Below are 17,107 nucleotides of genomic sequence, written 5' to 3'. Positions count from 1 at the left end.
AATTAAATGTCATCATACTTAAAGCGAATGAGTTCGAGTGGATCACATTCAATAGTGTGATGAAGTTTGAACTCATAAATCTTACCACGTTCAATTTCAGGTGGGGAGAAAATAAAGGCATAGGATGGCATTTGTTTAGCTTCAAAAATATTATGATGTAACAATAATGGATTAAAGGCTTTGGCTACTTTTGAAGCTAATTCTTGGGTATCAGCGGTAACAGTTAACATCATGAGAATTTCGTTTGGTTGGTAATCTTCAGGTACCGGTGCGCCAGAAACACCATTGTAACCATAGGGACGTAGCCAGAAATCGTATGATTCTTTTTCAATTCCATTTTTCGTCAGTTTTTCTACACCCGCTTCAGATACGGAATCAATCCAAACTTGTGGGTCTTCCATTATTTTTGGATCACGAATACCAGCCATACTAACGGTTTGATAGCCGACAGCACCAGCGCCTTCTAATTTTAAATTATATGGTAAGTATTCAATCGTTGTTCCTTCAACTCTGACGGCTGTATCTGAGAGAGCGGTATAAGTTGAGTTGGCTGTGTCGATACAAATACCTGGTTCATATAATCGGATGGGATTTGAATTTTCATAGATCATATGTGACGATACCGAATAAGGGGTAGCTGTACTTCCTGGTTGGACACTATGAATGGTAAAACCGGTGTCATCAATTTCTGTAAACACGCCTCCTAATAAACCAGCGGAGGTACAAACACCACCACATTCGACCGTTTTAGCTGCGTGCCAACATGCAGCCGGGTCACAATCTTTCATTAATGGGTAAGCCGCAATGACAGCGGTATCGGTTGCGCGTCCTCCAATAATAATATCAGCATTATTATTAAAGGCTTCAATATAGGCTTCAGCCCCTAATAAGGCCACGATATGATCGCATTGATCAAATGTTGCTTCGCTGATTTCAGGTGCTCCAGCTAGAGGGGAGATTTTTCCTAAACGGAATTTTTCTTTCATCACTTCAACATTTTGTTGTGAATAAATACGTGCAATCTTTTTATGAATGCCAGCTTCTTGACAAATCTCTACTGCAAGTTGATAGACAGTATCGACTCCAACATCCGATCCACAAGTGCCAGAAGAACCGATGGTAATTGGGATATTCAGTTGGTCACCTGCTAAAATCATTCTTTTTAAATCGCGTTTGACATCTTCTAAAGCGTATTTTCCTAATCCAGAACCTAAATAATAGGGACCTGAGTCGGTTGAACCCGCATCACTGGAGAGGATATCAGGTTTCATTGCGATACCAGCTTCAAATGCTTCTTCGGTAATATTTAGTCCTAAAGCACCGTAGGGAACAAACACTTTTACTTTGCTCATATTCCTTCTTCCTTTCTAAATAAACAATGGGTATTGTAAGCGTATACTTTAGTTTTATTATAAAATGCATTTGGTATAATGTAAAATGCGAAAAAATAAGAATTGGTATAACTTGTATGTTATGATAAAAATAGAAAAAATAATTTTGAAGAGGTGTTACGAATGATTAATGAAAAGCAAATCGACTATTTTATGACAGTAGCACATGAAAAGAATATGAGCAAAGCCGCTCGTCGATTATATATTTCTCAGCCAGCTTTAAGTCGTTATATTAGTCAGTTAGAAAAAGAGTTAGGAACCCTATTATTTAGACGAGAGCCTAATGGCCTAACTCTGACTCCGGCAGGGGAACTCTATTTAGAGAGTTGTCAGAAAGTTAATGCTATATATCGTTCTGTCTTAAATCAAATGGCTCATTCTGACTCTTTAGAGAAAAAACAAATCCGCATAGGAGTAACGACCTTAACCGGCGAATTTTTAATACCACATCTCATCCACTATTTTGATCAAAATTTCCCCCATGTGGAACTACATTTTATAGAAGAACGGATGGAAGCACTGTATGATATGGTAGCCGAGAATGAAGTGGATTTAGCTTTGGTCTATCACACCCATCACACAACCTTGCAGTACACTAAAATAATGGAAAACCGAGTGTATTTGCAGGTCCCGCCTTCGTTTGTAAAAGAACGAGAAGTACTGGAGGAAAATTGGTATCCAGGTACACAGAATCCTGCGATTTCAATAAAGCTATTGCAAGATCAAACGATGATTTTATTAAAAGAAGGAAGAGGGATGCGCAAAATAGCGGATAGTTTATTTACCCTTTATCATATTGAGCCACGTCATATTATGGAAACGACCAGCATTCATTTTTGTGGTCAGTTAACGGATTTAGACAAAGGTTTTACTTTTGTCCCCGGTATGGCACTCCATCGTTATAAACAAGAAGCACCTCAATCTTTTTACTGTCAATTGGAAGAACAAGCAATAAACCGACCAATCTATTGTTGTTATAAAGAGTATGATTATTTAACACCTGCTGAAAAATCGTTAATCACCTTTATGTCTCAAATTGAAGAAAGGATTCGAGAGTAAAATTTTTGGCTTGCATCCAAAATAAAGTTGTTGAAGGGACTGATATTGATGGTTTAGAAGTCTTTAGTAAAATATATGAGGCTGAGTGAGTGTATCCCCTCTTTGCGTTGTCTTAGAAAAATGATAAAATAAACATTCAAATTAAATAGTATAAGTTTTTGATACAAGGAGGGTTTATATGCTAAATGATTGTGTGATTGACCATGAACAAACATGGTTTCGCTACCGGAGTGCGGGCATTATTATTCACGAACAAAAAAAGTTATTCGTTGAAAATTAAGCCGGTAATTATTTTTATATGGTTGGTGGCGGAGTTCAAATAGGTGAGACGTCTGCTAGTGCGGTTGAAAGAGAATTATTTGAAGAAACAGGTTTAACCACTAAAGTGGCGCGATTAGCCGTTGTTTGCGAAAATTTCTTTCATGAAGGGGGTTGGCACAGAGGCTGAGAAAATCCGACATACGTTAGAATTTTATTAAGTGGTCAATGTTGACGGTATTCACAACCTGCCAACTGAAACGGATCTCAAAGAAAAATTAGTGTGGATTCCTTTAGAAAAAATCGACCAATTTAATATTAAACCAGACTTCATCAAAAACCATATTAAGACCATTTTATCAAGTAACGAGATTATCCATTATGTGCAAAATGATCTTTAACTAAACCAAACTAAAGTAAATTTTTGACCTACCTAATTTAGTTCAAATAAGATGTGTTCAGCTATGGAACAAGTCAATTTAAAATAGTTAAATACCAATGGCATTAGTCGAGATAATTTGGCTAGTGCTATTTTCTATTGAAAAAATCGGTTAAGGAGCGAATATTTTATATAAATAATATTGATAAATTGCTATCCTCTGTTATAATTATAATTAAGAAAGCGCTTTATAATTTAGCGGAAAAATAATTTAGAAAGGAATGTAGAGAGCATTATTGATTAAATAGAAGCGATTCTTGATGTTGATAAGTGAGTTTGTAACTAAGGAAAAATATAAAATTAAATAGAGATGAAAAGGAGAATGTGATATGGCAACAATTTCACGGTATGAAACTAGTAGACTTGGTAAAGATAATCCTCAATTTTCAGCTTTAAGATCAACCATCGAGACCGCCTTTTATGGGAATAATGTAGAAGAAGTAAAAACGATAAGTGAGGCTTATGAAAGAGCAGCTGCTTATAAGGGAACGATTGTTTTAGATCAGGAGGTAGCTCATACCGAAGAGTTAGACTTACCAAAAGGTGCTAAAGTATTGGTTGATAATGGAGGACGTGTAACGGGACGTACAGCCGCAGCCAGACATCTTTCTGGAACGGGTGAGGATGATAAAAAGCTATTAGGAATTGTCCGCGATGCGTTGTATGCCAATCGTGAGCGTGAATATTTAACCACGACCGCTTATGTCGGACTAGATGAAGATTTTATGGTAAGAGCACGTTTGATGGTACCATCGGAAGAGATTAACAACTTATATTCTTGGTTATTAAATTTCCAATGGGCATCTGACCAAATGACCGCAATGTATGAACGTAGTAAAGTTTATGAAGATGAATCGGATATTTTAATTTATAGCGATCCAAAATGGACTCATCCTGACCATCCAAACGGTTTTGTTTACTTCGATCCAAAATGTAATGTGGTTATTGTCTTAGGTTTACCTTATTTTGGAGAATTGAAAAAAGGAACTTTAACATTAGCGTGGGCGATTGCACGTCGTCATGGTTATGTATCTTGTCATGGTGGTATGAAAGAAATGATTACCGGCGATAAACCTTACGTCGCAGCCTTCTTCGGCTTATCTGGTACTGGTAAATCGACTTTAACCCATGCAAAACACGAAGATAAATATGAGATTAAAGTACTTCATGATGATGCGTTTGTTATTTCATTGGATGATTTCTCTTCCATTGCCTTAGAGCCATCTTACTTTGACAAAACGCAAGACTATCCTTATGGACATCCTGAACAAAAATATTTTGTAACGGCTCAAAACGTTGGGGTTAGCTTGAATGAAGCAGGCGAAAAAGTATTAGTTACCGAAGATATTCGCAATAATAATGGTCGTACTGTCAAATCACGTTACTCAACACCGAATCGGGTGGATAAATTTGATGTGCCAATTAATAGCGTGTTCTGGTTAATGAAAGATGAGACCTTACCACCGGTAGTAAAGATTGAAGGGCCTGAATTAGCGATGATTTTTGGCTTAACTTTAACTACCAAACGTTCAACAGCTGAAAACTTGGTCCCAGGAACCAATATGGAAAAACTGGTTATTGAGCCCTTTGCGAATCCATTTAGAGTTTATCCTTTACAAGAAGACTGTGATTCATTTGAACAATTATTCAATTCAGGAGAAGTTCATGGCTATATCTTGAATACTGGTTTCTTTATGGATAAGAAAATTACGCCAGCTGTCACTTTAGGAATTATTGAAAGTTTAGTCGAAGAGCGAGCAGAGTTTGTGCCATTTGGACCATTAGAAGAATTAAGTTATATGTCAATTGAAGGGTATGAACCAGATTTTGATAATGAAGCTTATCGCAAATTATTGCATGAACGTTTAAATGACCGTGCTCAATGGATTAAAGAAATTAGTGCAGAAAAAGAGCCATTAAAAGCAAGCTATTATGAAACTTTAAATGCATTAGTAGAAAAATTAGCAAAATAAAATGGCTGTATAGCTAGATAGATACCGGGTAGGCCAATTGAAAATCATCTGATTTTCAATTGGCCTGCCTTTTTATTTTGAAACGATTAGGGTGATTGCGAAAGACAAGGTCGATAAGCGAAAAAATGGGAGGGAGTAGACCAGAAGTAGAAAATCGAATGATTTTCGCTTCGTCGGCCTACCCCCGCACAGTTGAGTTGGCCTCAAACAAGTCGAAAGACGCAGTTTGAGACCACTCAACCACTGCGCTTTTAATTAATGAACAATAATCTTAACTAAATTTATCAAGTTGATGCCCAACCTCGAGTTTTTTAGGTTAAAATCATAAAATCAAAGCAAAAAACTAAAAAACGGACTATTTTATGCAATAACAACTGCTAAGTTGTAGGAAAAAGAAAAAATTGGCGAGTCCTGAGTCGTCTCTTCCTATTTTTGTGCTAGGAAGAACTTGAGATTCGCCAACGATTGTCGATTCATTTTACAGCAAACGATAAGCCTCATTTGGAGTGATAGTACCTTCGGGTGTATAAATAATCCAATCAATCATTTGGTCTAAGGGAAAGGTTGCGACGGTGTCGGTTTTGATATCCGGTAAATATTCAGCATCCTGCGTTGCTTTACCGATAATCATCTCATTAGTTAATTCATCTAACTGAAACCAAATATTTTCTTGATTATCTTCACCATGGGGAATGCTAATTTTTACTAAAGGCAGCCAAGTAGCTGAATCTTTATGTTTATTGAAGGATTTGAGTAACAGAGGAAATTGTTCATGGGCTACTAATTTTTCGCGTTTAATTTCTAATGGCGGGATAGTATAAAGTGGGTCTTGTTTGAATAAATGACTTGCTTTATCAGCAGGCACCAATTCTTGTTCATCATGTTCATCAATGAGTAAAATAAAAATTAAACTGGATAAAGAATGATGGTCTACTTGTCGGTCATCAGTACCACCGAGTGCATGGCTAGGGTAATGTTTTAAGGCTTGGTTCCAAGGAATCGTATGGGATACAATCGGGTGCTGCTGATTGAATGCCCCTAGGATCTGTGTTTGCTCCACTGTCTCATTGGGCTTTTCTAAGCGTAAGTAAATCAATTGAGTCGCTAAATGCATGATTAAATAATAAAAATCTTGGTAAGTGTCTTTCGTTACATTCAAGATTTCAAGTTCGGTTAACTGACAGCGAATCAGCCCATGTGTATGAAGCCAAATTTTACCTGAGCGTTGAACCGCTTGGATTGAAAACAGCATTGTCGGGTCTGGTAGATAATGCGATTGGGCAATCATTTCGACTTGCCGGCGACATAAGAGTCGTTGGGCATTTTTATCAATAAGCCCCATCATCTTCGGAACTAACAGATTGGCGATACTGAGTTGTAATTGATAACACTGCTGTAACTCGTGGGTGAATGGTAGAATGATGGTTAATGCTTGCTTTGCCGAATGTAATTGTTGGACATATTGAGAGTCGTAATCGTCGAGATGTAAACCTTTCAAAAGATTGCTTGCTTCATGTAATTGAAATAGGAAAAAGCGATAAGCATCACCATATTGATAAGTCACGGTCCCAAACGGAGTCTTCGTTTCTGCTGGCATTTTAACGGAAGCGACCGCAAAATTTTCCAGTTGATTGAGAACGTCAAATGACTCGTGGGAAAGCTGAATTTCCTCATGAGGATTTAAAATGATCGTCAGTGTCGAGTTTTTTTCTCGAAAGAGTGGTTCTTTCATTTCTATCTTCTTTGCTTTATTATGTGCGCTCATCGTATAACCTCCCAGTAGTGATTATCTTCATTATACCGAAATTAAATCATTGTGACAGAAAGAAGTGCTTTTTAGTGACGCTGAGATTGTTAGGACGCCTTAAGATTATAAATTGAGAATCAGATAGGACGGCATAACTGAAAGTAATAGATTTTAAGTGGCAATTTGGCAGTTGAATTCATTATAAATATAAAGCACTGCTATGTTATAATAGAAAAAATTATTACATAATTGGAGGGGATGCGAATGAAAGAACTCGAGACCAAGCGATTACGTTTACGAAAATTAACTGAGGATGATGCGGTGAAAATATTTAATGGTTGGGCTAATGACCCAGAAGTGACAAAATTTTTAACTTGGGAACCACATGAAACGATTGCGACCACTCAAGCAATCTTAACCAATTGGTTAGTGGCTTATCAAGATGAACAGACTGTTCGCTATGGTATCGAATCGAAAGCGACCGACGAGCTAATGGGCATGATTGATATTGTAAAGTTTTGGGATGGATCGCCGGTAGTTGGTTATGTGCTAGGGAAACCTTACTGGAATCAAGGGTATATGACAGAAGCTTTTGCCGCAGTAGTCGCTTATTTATTTGAATTAGGGTATCCCCAAATATTTATTGAAGCCGAAGATGTCAATATTGGCAGCAACTTGGTGATTAAGAAAAATGGTTTTGAATTCATTAGACAAGAAGAAAGACCACGCTCTGAAATAGAAGCGAGATTAGTAAAGATTAATATTTATCAGAAGTCGAATCCGGCTGACTAATAGAACGGGGATGCACCTTTTGTCAAAAATAAGTGAGTTATTTTTCATTTCAGAATAAAAGCTTCATCACTAAAAAAGTGCGGGTGCAATCAATCTCCACACTTAAATTGATAGAACTTACCTATATTAAAACGATTTCTCTCGTTTTTTCACAGGAACCTGCAATCGAATAAACATATGCCGTTTATTTTCATTTAGAATAGGATGTTCATAGACAACTTCACAAATATAATCTCCAGTTACTTGGTAACCTGCTTTTTTGATGTTTTGGCAAAAACAAGACAATACTTCGAGCTCTTCTTTAAACGAATGACAATAGCTAATTGCATAGAGCGCTTTTGGAAATGTATAAGGAATTAGAGTATCGGTCGCACTTAATTTGGAATTAATAATAAACATTTTGTTTGAGAACCAGTTTTGGGTACAAAAGTTGTGTTTATCCATCACTGTCCCAATGCGCATAAAGGGAGCAGGGATAATTTGTTCATTAACGAGCGTGTTTTTAAATGAACGCAAGCATTTTTCATAACCTTCATCATTCATTTGGTAAATATTATTTTCGAGGGTATAGGTGAGTGCTTCACGTTTAGGTAAATAGTCAAAACTAAGCTCAGGACAATTTTGATGTTCGATGTAGAGTTGAGCCGATTGCCGATAAAGATCGAGTTCTTTTAATTTTTGGGTCAACTGTTGATGCTCCAACAATAACTGTTGTGCTTGATCTTCAATTTCATTTAGTAAGCGTCGCGAATTTTGGTCAGAAAGAATGCTTTTAATTTGTTCAATGGAAAAATCAAGCTGTCTTAAATATTGAATAATATCAATAATAGCCGATTGGTTAATGTGATAATAACGATAATTTGTGAAGTTATCAACTTTATAAGGTGGTACTAATCCAATAGTGTCATAATAGCGCAACGTTTGTATTGGAATGTTATTAATACGGGCAAACTCGCCTATTTTCAATAAGTTATCCATTTTAAAAACCCTCCTTGACTCTATAGTTACTATAGACATTATACTTTAATTGTGATAAAAAATACAAATAAGGAGTGTTGATAATGGCGTTAAATAAAGTGAAGGCAGTTCAGTATGGTTGTGGGAAAATGTCAAAAGTGATTCTTCGTTATTTGGTAGAGCATGATGTCGAGATAGTGGGGGCGATTGATAATAATCCACAAGTTGTAGGACAAGATGTAGGAGATTATGCAGAATTAGGCTATAAAACAGGAGTTAAGATTTCGGATGATGCTCAAGCAGTCTTTGACAGTTGTCAAGCGGATATTGCGATTGTGACTATCTTCTCATATATGCCTGAAATGTATGAGTTTTTTGAGTTGGCGTTGAAAAATAAAGTTAATGTCATTACTACTTGTGAGGAAGCCATTTATCCTTGGAACACCTCACCGGCAGAAACGAATCGTTTAGATCGCATTGCTAAAGAAAATGGCGTGACGATTATGGGTTCTGGTATGCAAGATATTTATTGGATTAATATGCCTTGTTTGATGTTAGCCGGAATGAATCAAGTGAAGAAAATTAAAGGCGTCGTTTCTTATAATGTGGAAGATTATGGATTAGCCTTAGCAGAAGCACATGGGGCTGGTTATGATTTAGATAAGTTTGATAAAGAAATTGCTTCAGCAGAAAGTTTCCCTTCCTATATGTGGAATGCTGCGGAAGCCATTTGTTCAAAAATGAACTGGACTATTATTGAGATATCACAAAAATCGGTTCCTTATACTTTAGATGAAAATATTGAATCTGAAACATTAGGACGCGTGATACCAGCAGGTCAAGCTACCGGTATGTCAGCTGTTACAACTATTAAAACCAATCAGGGAATTGAATTAGAAGTTGAATGTATTGGAAAAGTCTATCGCCCAGAAGATGGTGATATGTGTGATTGGTATATTACAGGGGAACCCGATATGGAATTCACCTTGAAAAAGCCGGACACAGTTGCTTTAACTTGTGGAACGATTGTCAACCGCATTCCGAGTGTGCTAGCAGCAGCGCCTGGCTTTGTCACTTCCGAAAAAGCACGTCCAACCGAGTTTACGACTTATCCAATGCACCTTTATGTTTAATTAAATAGAATCTAAATAGCTCACCTCTCGAATGATGAAGCAAAGCCTTAGCGTTGTGCTTCATCAAATTGGGAGGTGTTTTTTAGTTTTACTTTTCTATTATTTGACTCACGATTAATGTTAACATAGGGGATAGAAGAGCTCCTTCCCTCTATGCTAATGGTTATAGTTATCATTTTCCACCTGAAGGAAAAAAATTACGATGATAAGATTTATTTGATTGATACAATAGCATTATAGGGTGTTTTAAAAAGGAGGGTAGTGACCATTATCAATGCAAAGGTGATTTATAGTGAGGTAATAAAATGAGAATAGAACATACATCCATAGAATTGTTAAACATTTTATCAGAGAATAGCCCTATTTCTGAAGCGCAACTGGCTGAACATTTTCATGTTACGCCCAGAACCATTAGAAGTTATTTAAATGAATTAGAAGAAGTATTGATAAATCTAGATGTTAATTTATTTTTAGATAAATCGGATAATAAAAATATCAAATTAAGGGGCAACTATAATACTCTCGCGTTAGTTATGCAGCGCCTTAATCGCTTATCGATTAACGAGGAGAAGGATCGGGTGGCCTTACTGATTAATGATTTAATTACGACATCAGAGTACACAACCTTACAAGCTTTAGCCGATAAATTATTTATTAGTAAAAGTACTGTTGAAAAAACCATTAATGATGCGAGAAATTTTTTAAATGAACTGGGTTTTAATATTACTGGGAGCCGGAAGGGTATTAAATTAATTGCGACAGAGATTGAAAAGAGAAAAATATTATCAAAATTAATTAAAGACTATTGGAAAGGTGTTTTGGTAAATTTAGATTACGAAAAAAAGACCTTGAGTTTAGATGTTTCACTAAATGTGCAATCGCAAGAAATGATTTCGAAAGAGCTTATCCATCGCGTCCAAAAACTAACCAATGAGTTTATCTTTGTTGAGAATATTGAGATTTCAGATTATCAGTATCAATCTTTAATCATTCATACGGCAATCGCAATTGACCGCATCAACAAAAATCAGTTAGCCGTAAACGTGGCCACGAAAGAAAAATTTCACCAATTAACTGAAGAATTTGTATCCAAAATAGAGCAGGAATTTCAAATGACTTTCCCTGAGTATGAGAAAGTGTATTTAAATATTCATATGGAAGCCATTTTTAATCGTTCAATTCATCAACGATCGAAAATAGAACTCAACGAACTAGAGTATGGAACAGAAATAGCACAAACATTCGGACGGTATTTAATGCAAATTAATCCAGATGATGAATTAATTAGAGATTTATCCTTTCATCTGAATACGACATTAAAGAGATTACAAAAAAATATTCGCATTAAAAATCCCTACAAAGATAAAATTAAGAAGGAATATACGACATCTTATAATTTAGCTATCGAGATTGGTTTAGATTTATCAGACCAAACGGATTTTGCGATTAATGTCGATGAAATAACCTATATCGCGATTCATATCCAAGCCTTTTTTGAGAGGACTCGTAAAGAACAGTTAGAAGTCGTTTTAGTTTGTGCCAGTGGTTTTGGAACAGCGAAGTTATTAGAACAAAGAATTATTCAAAAGTTCGGTGAAAAAATTAACATTACGGATATCATCGGCATCAATAATTTGCGTGAAATTTTGACTTCTGATAAAACGATTATTAGTACCATCCCGATTAACTCACCCATGAACGATGTGATTTATGTTAATCCTTTATTAACAGGGGATGATATTAAAGCGATTCAGCACCGAATAGATCGCAGTTTAATCAAAGGTAAGGATTATTTTAGAAAATACACCGATCCGAACTTAATCTTTTTTTCAAAAGGTCAAAATGAAAATGTACGCTCGATTATCGAGTTTATGGTGAGCCAATTGATTTTTAGAGGCTATGCTTCTATTGGGTTTCTAGAAAGTGTGTTAAAACGTGAAGCGTTGACCACCACAGCCATTGATTATTTTGCGATGCCACATGGCGATTCGCGATATATTGAAAAGTCAGTGGTCGGAATTTATATCAATCCGGAAGGCATCAAGTGGGGGCGTAATACCATTAAGGTGGCCTTTCTCATGGCATTAAATCCGGATGAGGTAGAAGATATTTCTTGTTTTTATAAATCATTTAATTTATTGATTTCGGAAGAGTCATTTAAGCAATCGATTCTACAACTGAATTCGAAATCAGAAGCAAAAGAATTATTTATTGGAAAGGAAAGAAAAAAATGAGTCAAAAAATATTAGCGATTACCGCCTGTCCAGTCGGCGTTGCGCATACGTATATGGCCGCTGAAAATTTAGAAAGAGCGGGCGAAACTTTAGGAGTCGATATTAAGGTAGAAACCCATGGATCAATTGGGATTGAAAACCAATTTACGGAAGAAGAAATTAATCAAGCTGAAGGGATTATTATTGCTTCAGATAAAGATATTGAGAAATCTCGTTTTGCTGGTAAAAGAATTATTGAAGTACCCGTTAGAGTGGGGATTGATAAACCACAACAATTGATTCAAGATATCTTAGCAGGTAAAGGGAAAGTCTATCAAGGAACCACGCGTGATAAATCAAATAGTCAAGATAGTGGGAACATTTTATATCGCGCTTTAATGAATGGTGTCTCTTATATGGTGCCGTTTGTCGTAACGGGTGGATTGTTAATTGCGATTGCCTTATCACTTGGTGGTGTGCCGACCGAAGCAGGATTTTCGATTCCTGAAGGGAGCTTTTGGTCTCATATTAATGGTATCGGTGGCGCTGCGATGGGCTTTATGGTGCCAATCTTATCAGGATTTATTGCTTATGCGATAGCCGATAGACCAGGGTTAGTGCCAGGGGTAATTGGTGGATTTATCGCAGTGAATGGTTCATTCTACGGTTCAGAAGCCAATACTGGATTTATCGGAGGGATTATTGCGGGATTCTTAGCAGGATATGTTGCTAAAATGATTAAGAAAATTCCAGTTCCTAAAGCGTTGAATTCGATTATGCCAATAATTATTATTCCTGTGTTCTCGACCGTTATTGTAGGGCTCTTATTCATTTACCTAATCGGGCAACCAGTAGCTTCTTTATTCTCAGGATTGACTAGCTTATTGGCTAGTATGCACGGGGCAAACTCGATTATTCTTGCAGGTATTTTAGGGGCCATGGTCGCCGTTGATATGGGAGGACCTTTCAATAAAACCGCGTTCTTATTTGGTTCAGGGTTAATTGCTGAAGGTGTTTATACTATTATGGGGGCGGTTGCCGTAGCTATTTGTATACCACCGATTGCAGTTGGATTAGCCGCACATATCTTAAAAGATCGTTTTACTGAAGCTGATCGTCAAGCAGGGACAGCATCGTTTATTATGGGATTATTCGGTATTACTGAAGGGGCGATTCCGTTTGCTGCCAAAAATCCAGCGAGAATTATTCCTTCTATTGTTGTAGGTTCAATGGTTGGTTCGATTATTGGGATGATTTTTGGTGTAGGAGACCACGTCGCACATGGTGGACCCATCGTAGCCGTTTTAGGTGCAGTTGATAATGTCTTTATGTTCTTCGTTGCCGTTGCGATTGGGGTTGTGGTGACAATTGTCATGATTCGCTTATTAATGCCAAAAATTGAAACAGCCAGCCTAGAGCCAGTTGCAGCGCCTGTACAATCCGAAAAAACAGCTCAAGAATCAATTGCGTTGACTGATTTGATGACAGAAGAAATGATTATTTTGGACATCCAAAGTGAAGCCAAAGAAGGAGCCTTTAATGAATTAATCTCATTACCTTCATTGAAAAACAGAATTTCAGATCAATCGGCAGTACTTGAGGCCATTAAAGTAAGAGAAACTCAAGGGACAACGGGTTTAGGTGAAGGTATTGCGATTCCACACGCAAAATCGGATGCTATTAAAGAACCAACGGTAATTTTTGGTAAATCCCAAAATGGTATTGATTGGCAAAGTTTAGACGGTGAAAATGTGAAAGTAGCCTTTTTAATCTTAGTACCAGAAAAACAAAAAGGCGATATGCACCTTAAAATATTACAAATACTCTCTCGAAAATTAATGGATGCACAATTTAAAAATGACTTAATCAATGCCAACACCAAAGAAGAAGTCTACAATATTTTAAAAACAGTGAAATAATTCAAGTTTAGAGATGTTAAAAACCACCTCGCCCATCAGGGAGCACTTTAAATTAGAGTGCATCATGAACTGGGAAGGTGGTTTTATTTTGTTATGGTTGGGGTAGGTGTCACGAATATCCAATAAATTTTAGTTACTGGTCCGCTATTTTTCTGAACGATTATCTTTGATAGTGACGACCACTCTAAATTGACGTTCAGGATGGGGTTGGGTATCAGCCATTTGAATACGTGCTTGTAAAATATCGCCATAGCCAAAATAAATGAGTGCAAATAAGAAAACATTTTTGGCAGAAGGGACATGCCCTAATTTTTTGCCTTTATATAGGATCGCAATCGCTTGTGGGTCATGTGGATTATTGGCCTCATAGGCTAATTCTACTTTTTGACCGAGTTTTAATTCGTCGATGACATCTAAACCGTCATAATAAGCAAAACCTCCAAGATGAAAATCAGTTAAAAAAGGACTAGGTTCAAAATGAATCATGCACATCGCTTGCGACTCCTAGATTAATGTATTTAATTTATCTTTAGTATAACTTAAATATTTTAAAAGACCAAGGCTTGTTTGAAGCTTGATAGTGTCAATTTATTGTTGGTTTTCCTCTACCATACTTTTTACTAATTATCTGAACCCAGTTTCATGGATTCCATATTTTAATCGATATCCTTTATAGCGAACCTCTAGCGGCATAATGGGTTCTGGAAGTCTTTAGGGAGGCATTCCCTATAGCCAATCCAGTCTCGCTAGACGCCAGTACCATGCCGTTGCTCGCTATCAAGCATTCACTTCATCGCCTTTAGCTATCATTATGAATACTGGCTTCAATCTACTAGATTTCAATAACCAGCGATTGTCCCAAAAGCCTGGCGACTTCGTGTATTATTGGAATAGTGTAAAATGGCTATTTTACCATTCCAATCATACTGACGAACGTATTTCCGTCCCACACGGCCATCTAATTTCTCTACTCTTCTTTTTCTTTCTTTTGTTTTAATTTGATTTGTTACCCAAGTTTTTAAATCGCCACCATTTAAGTCATAAGCACGGGCTTTAGCGATGTTTTCTGCTCCTGTTTTACTCCATCCTAGCGGTCGCGAACTTAAACGAGCACTTAACCAATGGCTGACGTGACCTTCGGCACTACAACCGATATATTGAGGGTCCCTTTGTCTTTGAATAGAATCCCAATTGCCTATTAGATAGCGACGAACCTTTTGAAGCGTTTGTTTCGAAGAGTCCGGTAGCGACGGATCGCTGAGTCGCACTTGGAAGTAGTCCTGTAAATAGCCTTTTTCACCTGTATAAAGCCAACGATGTAAAGTGGCGTATAAATGATCATTACTGATACCAACACATGCCTGACGAAGGTGTTTAACCGTATGATAAGGGTCAAGAACAAAGCGCGTCTGAGTCGGTAGATAGTCCAACCCTTTCTTAATCCAGTGAGCCCCGTCTCCACTTAAATAAAGGAGCGGACAGGCTGCTAAATCGTATTGTTGGTCGAGATAGTAATAAATATCTTCCCACAATTCCTCGCTATCTTCGTATAACCCTGTGAATATGCGACTAATATTTAATTCTTTTCGGTCACTTGATTCTAAATTTTCTTTGTATCCTTCGTGAACATACGCCAAGCGCATTTCCCGATTCTTCCCATCTTGATAAGCTACATGGTCTTCATCGGCTTCAATATATAAGCAGTCTACCTGACGCTTTGCTTCCACCGGCAACGCAACAGAATCTGGGCTATACTTATGTACAATATTCTTGACTGTCTGACGACTATAAATCCCGATATGTTCGAAGCTATCAATGGTCTCTTGATAAGAATGCTTACTAGCCTTCTCGTAAATGGCTGCTTCTAGATCAATATCCATGCGCTGGTGAGGCGTGAGCGATAAGAAGTCATCCAATAAATAGCAGAACTCACCCGTTTGTTTATCTTTGTAATAACGCCTTGAGAGTTTAATGTCACCGATCAGTGTGGAGATTGTTTTTTCATCATCGCAACGATGAACGCTATATCTTGCTTTTCTTCCAGGACTTTCAAAGAGTGATTCCTCAATTGTTGTACAGAGATCTTCTCCTAAATCGACTGAGAGTTGACGCATCGTATCGCTAATGGTTTTGATGCATGTTGAAAAGTCTACTTCACCTTGAATCGCTTGATTATATAAATCTGCCATCATTTCATTAATTTTTTGCATAATTTGTGTTATAATACTCATGGACAATCCTCTACCTTTCTGTGTGTTTAGACTACTTACAGTATAGCAGAGGATTATCTTTTTTGCTTTTAGCTGACCAACAGTTATTTTACACTAAGTGAAGCTTTTATTTGTAATGATAATTACAAGTTTAGATTCAAATTATTAGTCAAAAATCAAAGTATATTGTTTTAGTTAACAAAAGAAATAAGTTAAAATAATAATAGTGAAACTCAGTTATTCGCTATAGAATGCGATTGTATCAGCACGTAAAAGGGTTTTGACATCCCAAAATCCCCGATGTCAAAGACCTTCGATAGCGCGATTAGCATCAATAGGGTTAACTGATAAGTGAAAGGAGGCCACTCATGGAAATTGATGAACGAATTAAAACGCACCGCACACAATTAAATTTATCGCAAGAAGCACTCGCTGAAAAAGTGTATGTAACCAGACAAACGATTTCGAATTGGGAAAATAATAAAAGTTATCCAGATATCAATAGTTTGTTACGATTAGGTGAAGTGTTCGATATTACAATGGATCAATTATTAAAAGGGGATTTAGAAATTATGAAAGAGAAAATCAATTCAACGGATATTCAAAAAATGAAAGCAATGTCGATTGTTTATGGAGGACTACTGTTACTATCAGTCATCAGCTTACCAATTTTATTTCATTATATGAATTGGAAGGCACTCTATGTTTGGCTACCAATCTTGGCTATTACTATCTTACAGTGCATTTGAGTTGAACGTGTGAAAAGTGAATTTGATATTCAAACCTATCGTGAGATTGAAGCCTTCATGAATGGTGACCGTTTGGATGAAATTGATAAAATCGGCGAATCCGGCAAAAGACCTTATCAGTCACTGATGTTCTTTATTGCCTCTGGCTTTTTCGGATTTGGTATTGTCTATTTAATCATGATGTTACTCGAAGTGTTTTAATTTGCGAAGGACTATGTCCGATTTAATGAGAAAGTCTTAGAAGAGTGTATCGATAAAAAATTAATA

Annotated in this window: 14 protein-coding genes; 9 read left to right on the top strand and 5 right to left on the bottom strand. The window is 36.8% G+C overall.

The annotated features are described in order from the left end of the window. Window positions 1–2 precede the first annotated feature (2 nt). Window positions 3–1,352, bottom strand: coding sequence for an acyclic terpene utilization AtuA family protein (locus tag CYJ72_RS05145; protein WP_066126375.1), 1,350 nt, complete (start codon window positions 1,350–1,352; stop codon window positions 3–5). 162 nt (window positions 1,353–1,514) lie between these two features. Between CYJ72_RS05145 and CYJ72_RS05140 the strand changes: the two genes are divergently transcribed. From CYJ72_RS05140 to CYJ72_RS05135, 3 genes are all read left to right on the top strand, one after another. Further along, complete coding sequence (locus tag CYJ72_RS05140) at window positions 1,515–2,450, top strand: LysR family transcriptional regulator (protein WP_066126376.1); 936 nt, start codon at window positions 1,515–1,517, stop codon at window positions 2,448–2,450. Between the two features lie 298 nt (window positions 2,451–2,748). Next, a complete protein-coding gene (locus tag CYJ72_RS11655; RefSeq protein WP_101813300.1) occupies window positions 2,749–2,898 on the top strand; it encodes an NUDIX domain-containing protein in 150 nt (49 codons plus the stop codon). A 578-nt stretch (window positions 2,899–3,476) separates the two neighbouring features. Next, entirely contained in the window at window positions 3,477–5,120 is a 1,644-nt protein-coding gene (locus CYJ72_RS05135; protein WP_066126378.1) for a phosphoenolpyruvate carboxykinase (ATP), read from the top strand. A gap of 478 nt (window positions 5,121–5,598) precedes the next feature. Here CYJ72_RS05135 and CYJ72_RS05130 read toward each other — a convergent pair whose 3' ends face one another. After that, window positions 5,599–6,885 carry a DUF4026 domain-containing protein gene (locus tag CYJ72_RS05130; RefSeq protein ID WP_066124785.1) on the bottom strand — a complete coding sequence of 429 codons (1,287 nt, stop codon included), beginning with the start codon at window positions 6,883–6,885 and terminating at the stop codon, window positions 5,599–5,601. A gap of 246 nt (window positions 6,886–7,131) precedes the next feature. Between CYJ72_RS05130 and CYJ72_RS05125 the strand changes: the two genes are divergently transcribed. After that, window positions 7,132–7,659: a GNAT family N-acetyltransferase gene (locus tag CYJ72_RS05125; protein WP_180764776.1), complete on the top strand. Its 528-nt coding sequence runs from the start codon at window positions 7,132–7,134 to the stop codon at window positions 7,657–7,659. 126 nt (window positions 7,660–7,785) lie between these two features. On the opposite strand, the gene CYJ72_RS05120 is transcribed toward CYJ72_RS05125, so the two are convergent. Further along, window positions 7,786–8,637, bottom strand: coding sequence for a MerR family transcriptional regulator (locus CYJ72_RS05120; RefSeq protein WP_101813296.1), 852 nt, complete (start codon window positions 8,635–8,637; stop codon window positions 7,786–7,788). An 83-nt stretch (window positions 8,638–8,720) separates the two neighbouring features. On the opposite strand from CYJ72_RS05120, the gene CYJ72_RS05115 reads away from it, so the two are divergent. From CYJ72_RS05115 to CYJ72_RS05105, 3 genes are all read left to right on the top strand, one after another. Beyond that, window positions 8,721–9,749: an NAD(P)H-dependent amine dehydrogenase family protein gene (locus tag CYJ72_RS05115; RefSeq protein WP_066124779.1), complete on the top strand. Its 1,029-nt coding sequence runs from the start codon at window positions 8,721–8,723 to the stop codon at window positions 9,747–9,749. Window positions 9,750–10,054: 305 nt separating this feature from the next. Continuing rightward, complete coding sequence (locus tag CYJ72_RS05110) at window positions 10,055–11,983, top strand: BglG family transcription antiterminator (protein WP_101813295.1); 1,929 nt, start codon at window positions 10,055–10,057, stop codon at window positions 11,981–11,983. Continuing rightward, window positions 11,980–13,881, top strand: coding sequence for a fructose-specific PTS transporter subunit EIIC (locus tag CYJ72_RS05105; RefSeq protein ID WP_101813294.1), 1,902 nt, complete (start codon window positions 11,980–11,982; stop codon window positions 13,879–13,881). The genes CYJ72_RS05110 and CYJ72_RS05105 overlap by 4 nt, the downstream gene beginning before the upstream one ends. 144 nt (window positions 13,882–14,025) lie before the next feature. Here CYJ72_RS05105 and CYJ72_RS05100 read toward each other — a convergent pair whose 3' ends face one another. Continuing rightward, window positions 14,026–14,373 carry an HIRAN domain-containing protein gene (locus CYJ72_RS05100; protein WP_101813293.1) on the bottom strand — a complete coding sequence of 116 codons (348 nt, stop codon included), beginning with the start codon at window positions 14,371–14,373 and terminating at the stop codon, window positions 14,026–14,028. 347 nt (window positions 14,374–14,720) lie between these two features. After that, on the bottom strand, window positions 14,721–16,112 hold the full coding sequence (locus CYJ72_RS05095) for an ISLre2 family transposase (RefSeq protein WP_284630821.1): 1,392 nt from the start codon (window positions 16,110–16,112) through the stop codon (window positions 14,721–14,723). 347 nt (window positions 16,113–16,459) lie between these two features. Between CYJ72_RS05095 and CYJ72_RS05090 the strand changes: the two genes are divergently transcribed. Together CYJ72_RS05090 and CYJ72_RS05085 are read left to right on the top strand one after the other, a co-directional pair. Further along, window positions 16,460–16,840: a helix-turn-helix domain-containing protein gene (locus CYJ72_RS05090; protein ID WP_101813292.1), complete on the top strand. Its 381-nt coding sequence runs from the start codon at window positions 16,460–16,462 to the stop codon at window positions 16,838–16,840. 9 nt (window positions 16,841–16,849) lie between these two features. Further along, entirely contained in the window at window positions 16,850–17,041 is a 192-nt protein-coding gene (locus tag CYJ72_RS05085; RefSeq protein ID WP_101813291.1) for a hypothetical protein, read from the top strand. Window positions 17,042–17,107: the final 66 nt, after the last annotated feature.

The sequence above is a fragment of the Globicatella sanguinis genome (assembly GCF_002847845.2).
Lineage (GTDB): Bacteria > Bacillota > Bacilli > Lactobacillales > Aerococcaceae > Globicatella > Globicatella sanguinis.
Note: the sequence above shows the minus strand (reverse complement) of the source record. Positions and strands in the feature narration are given on the sequence as shown.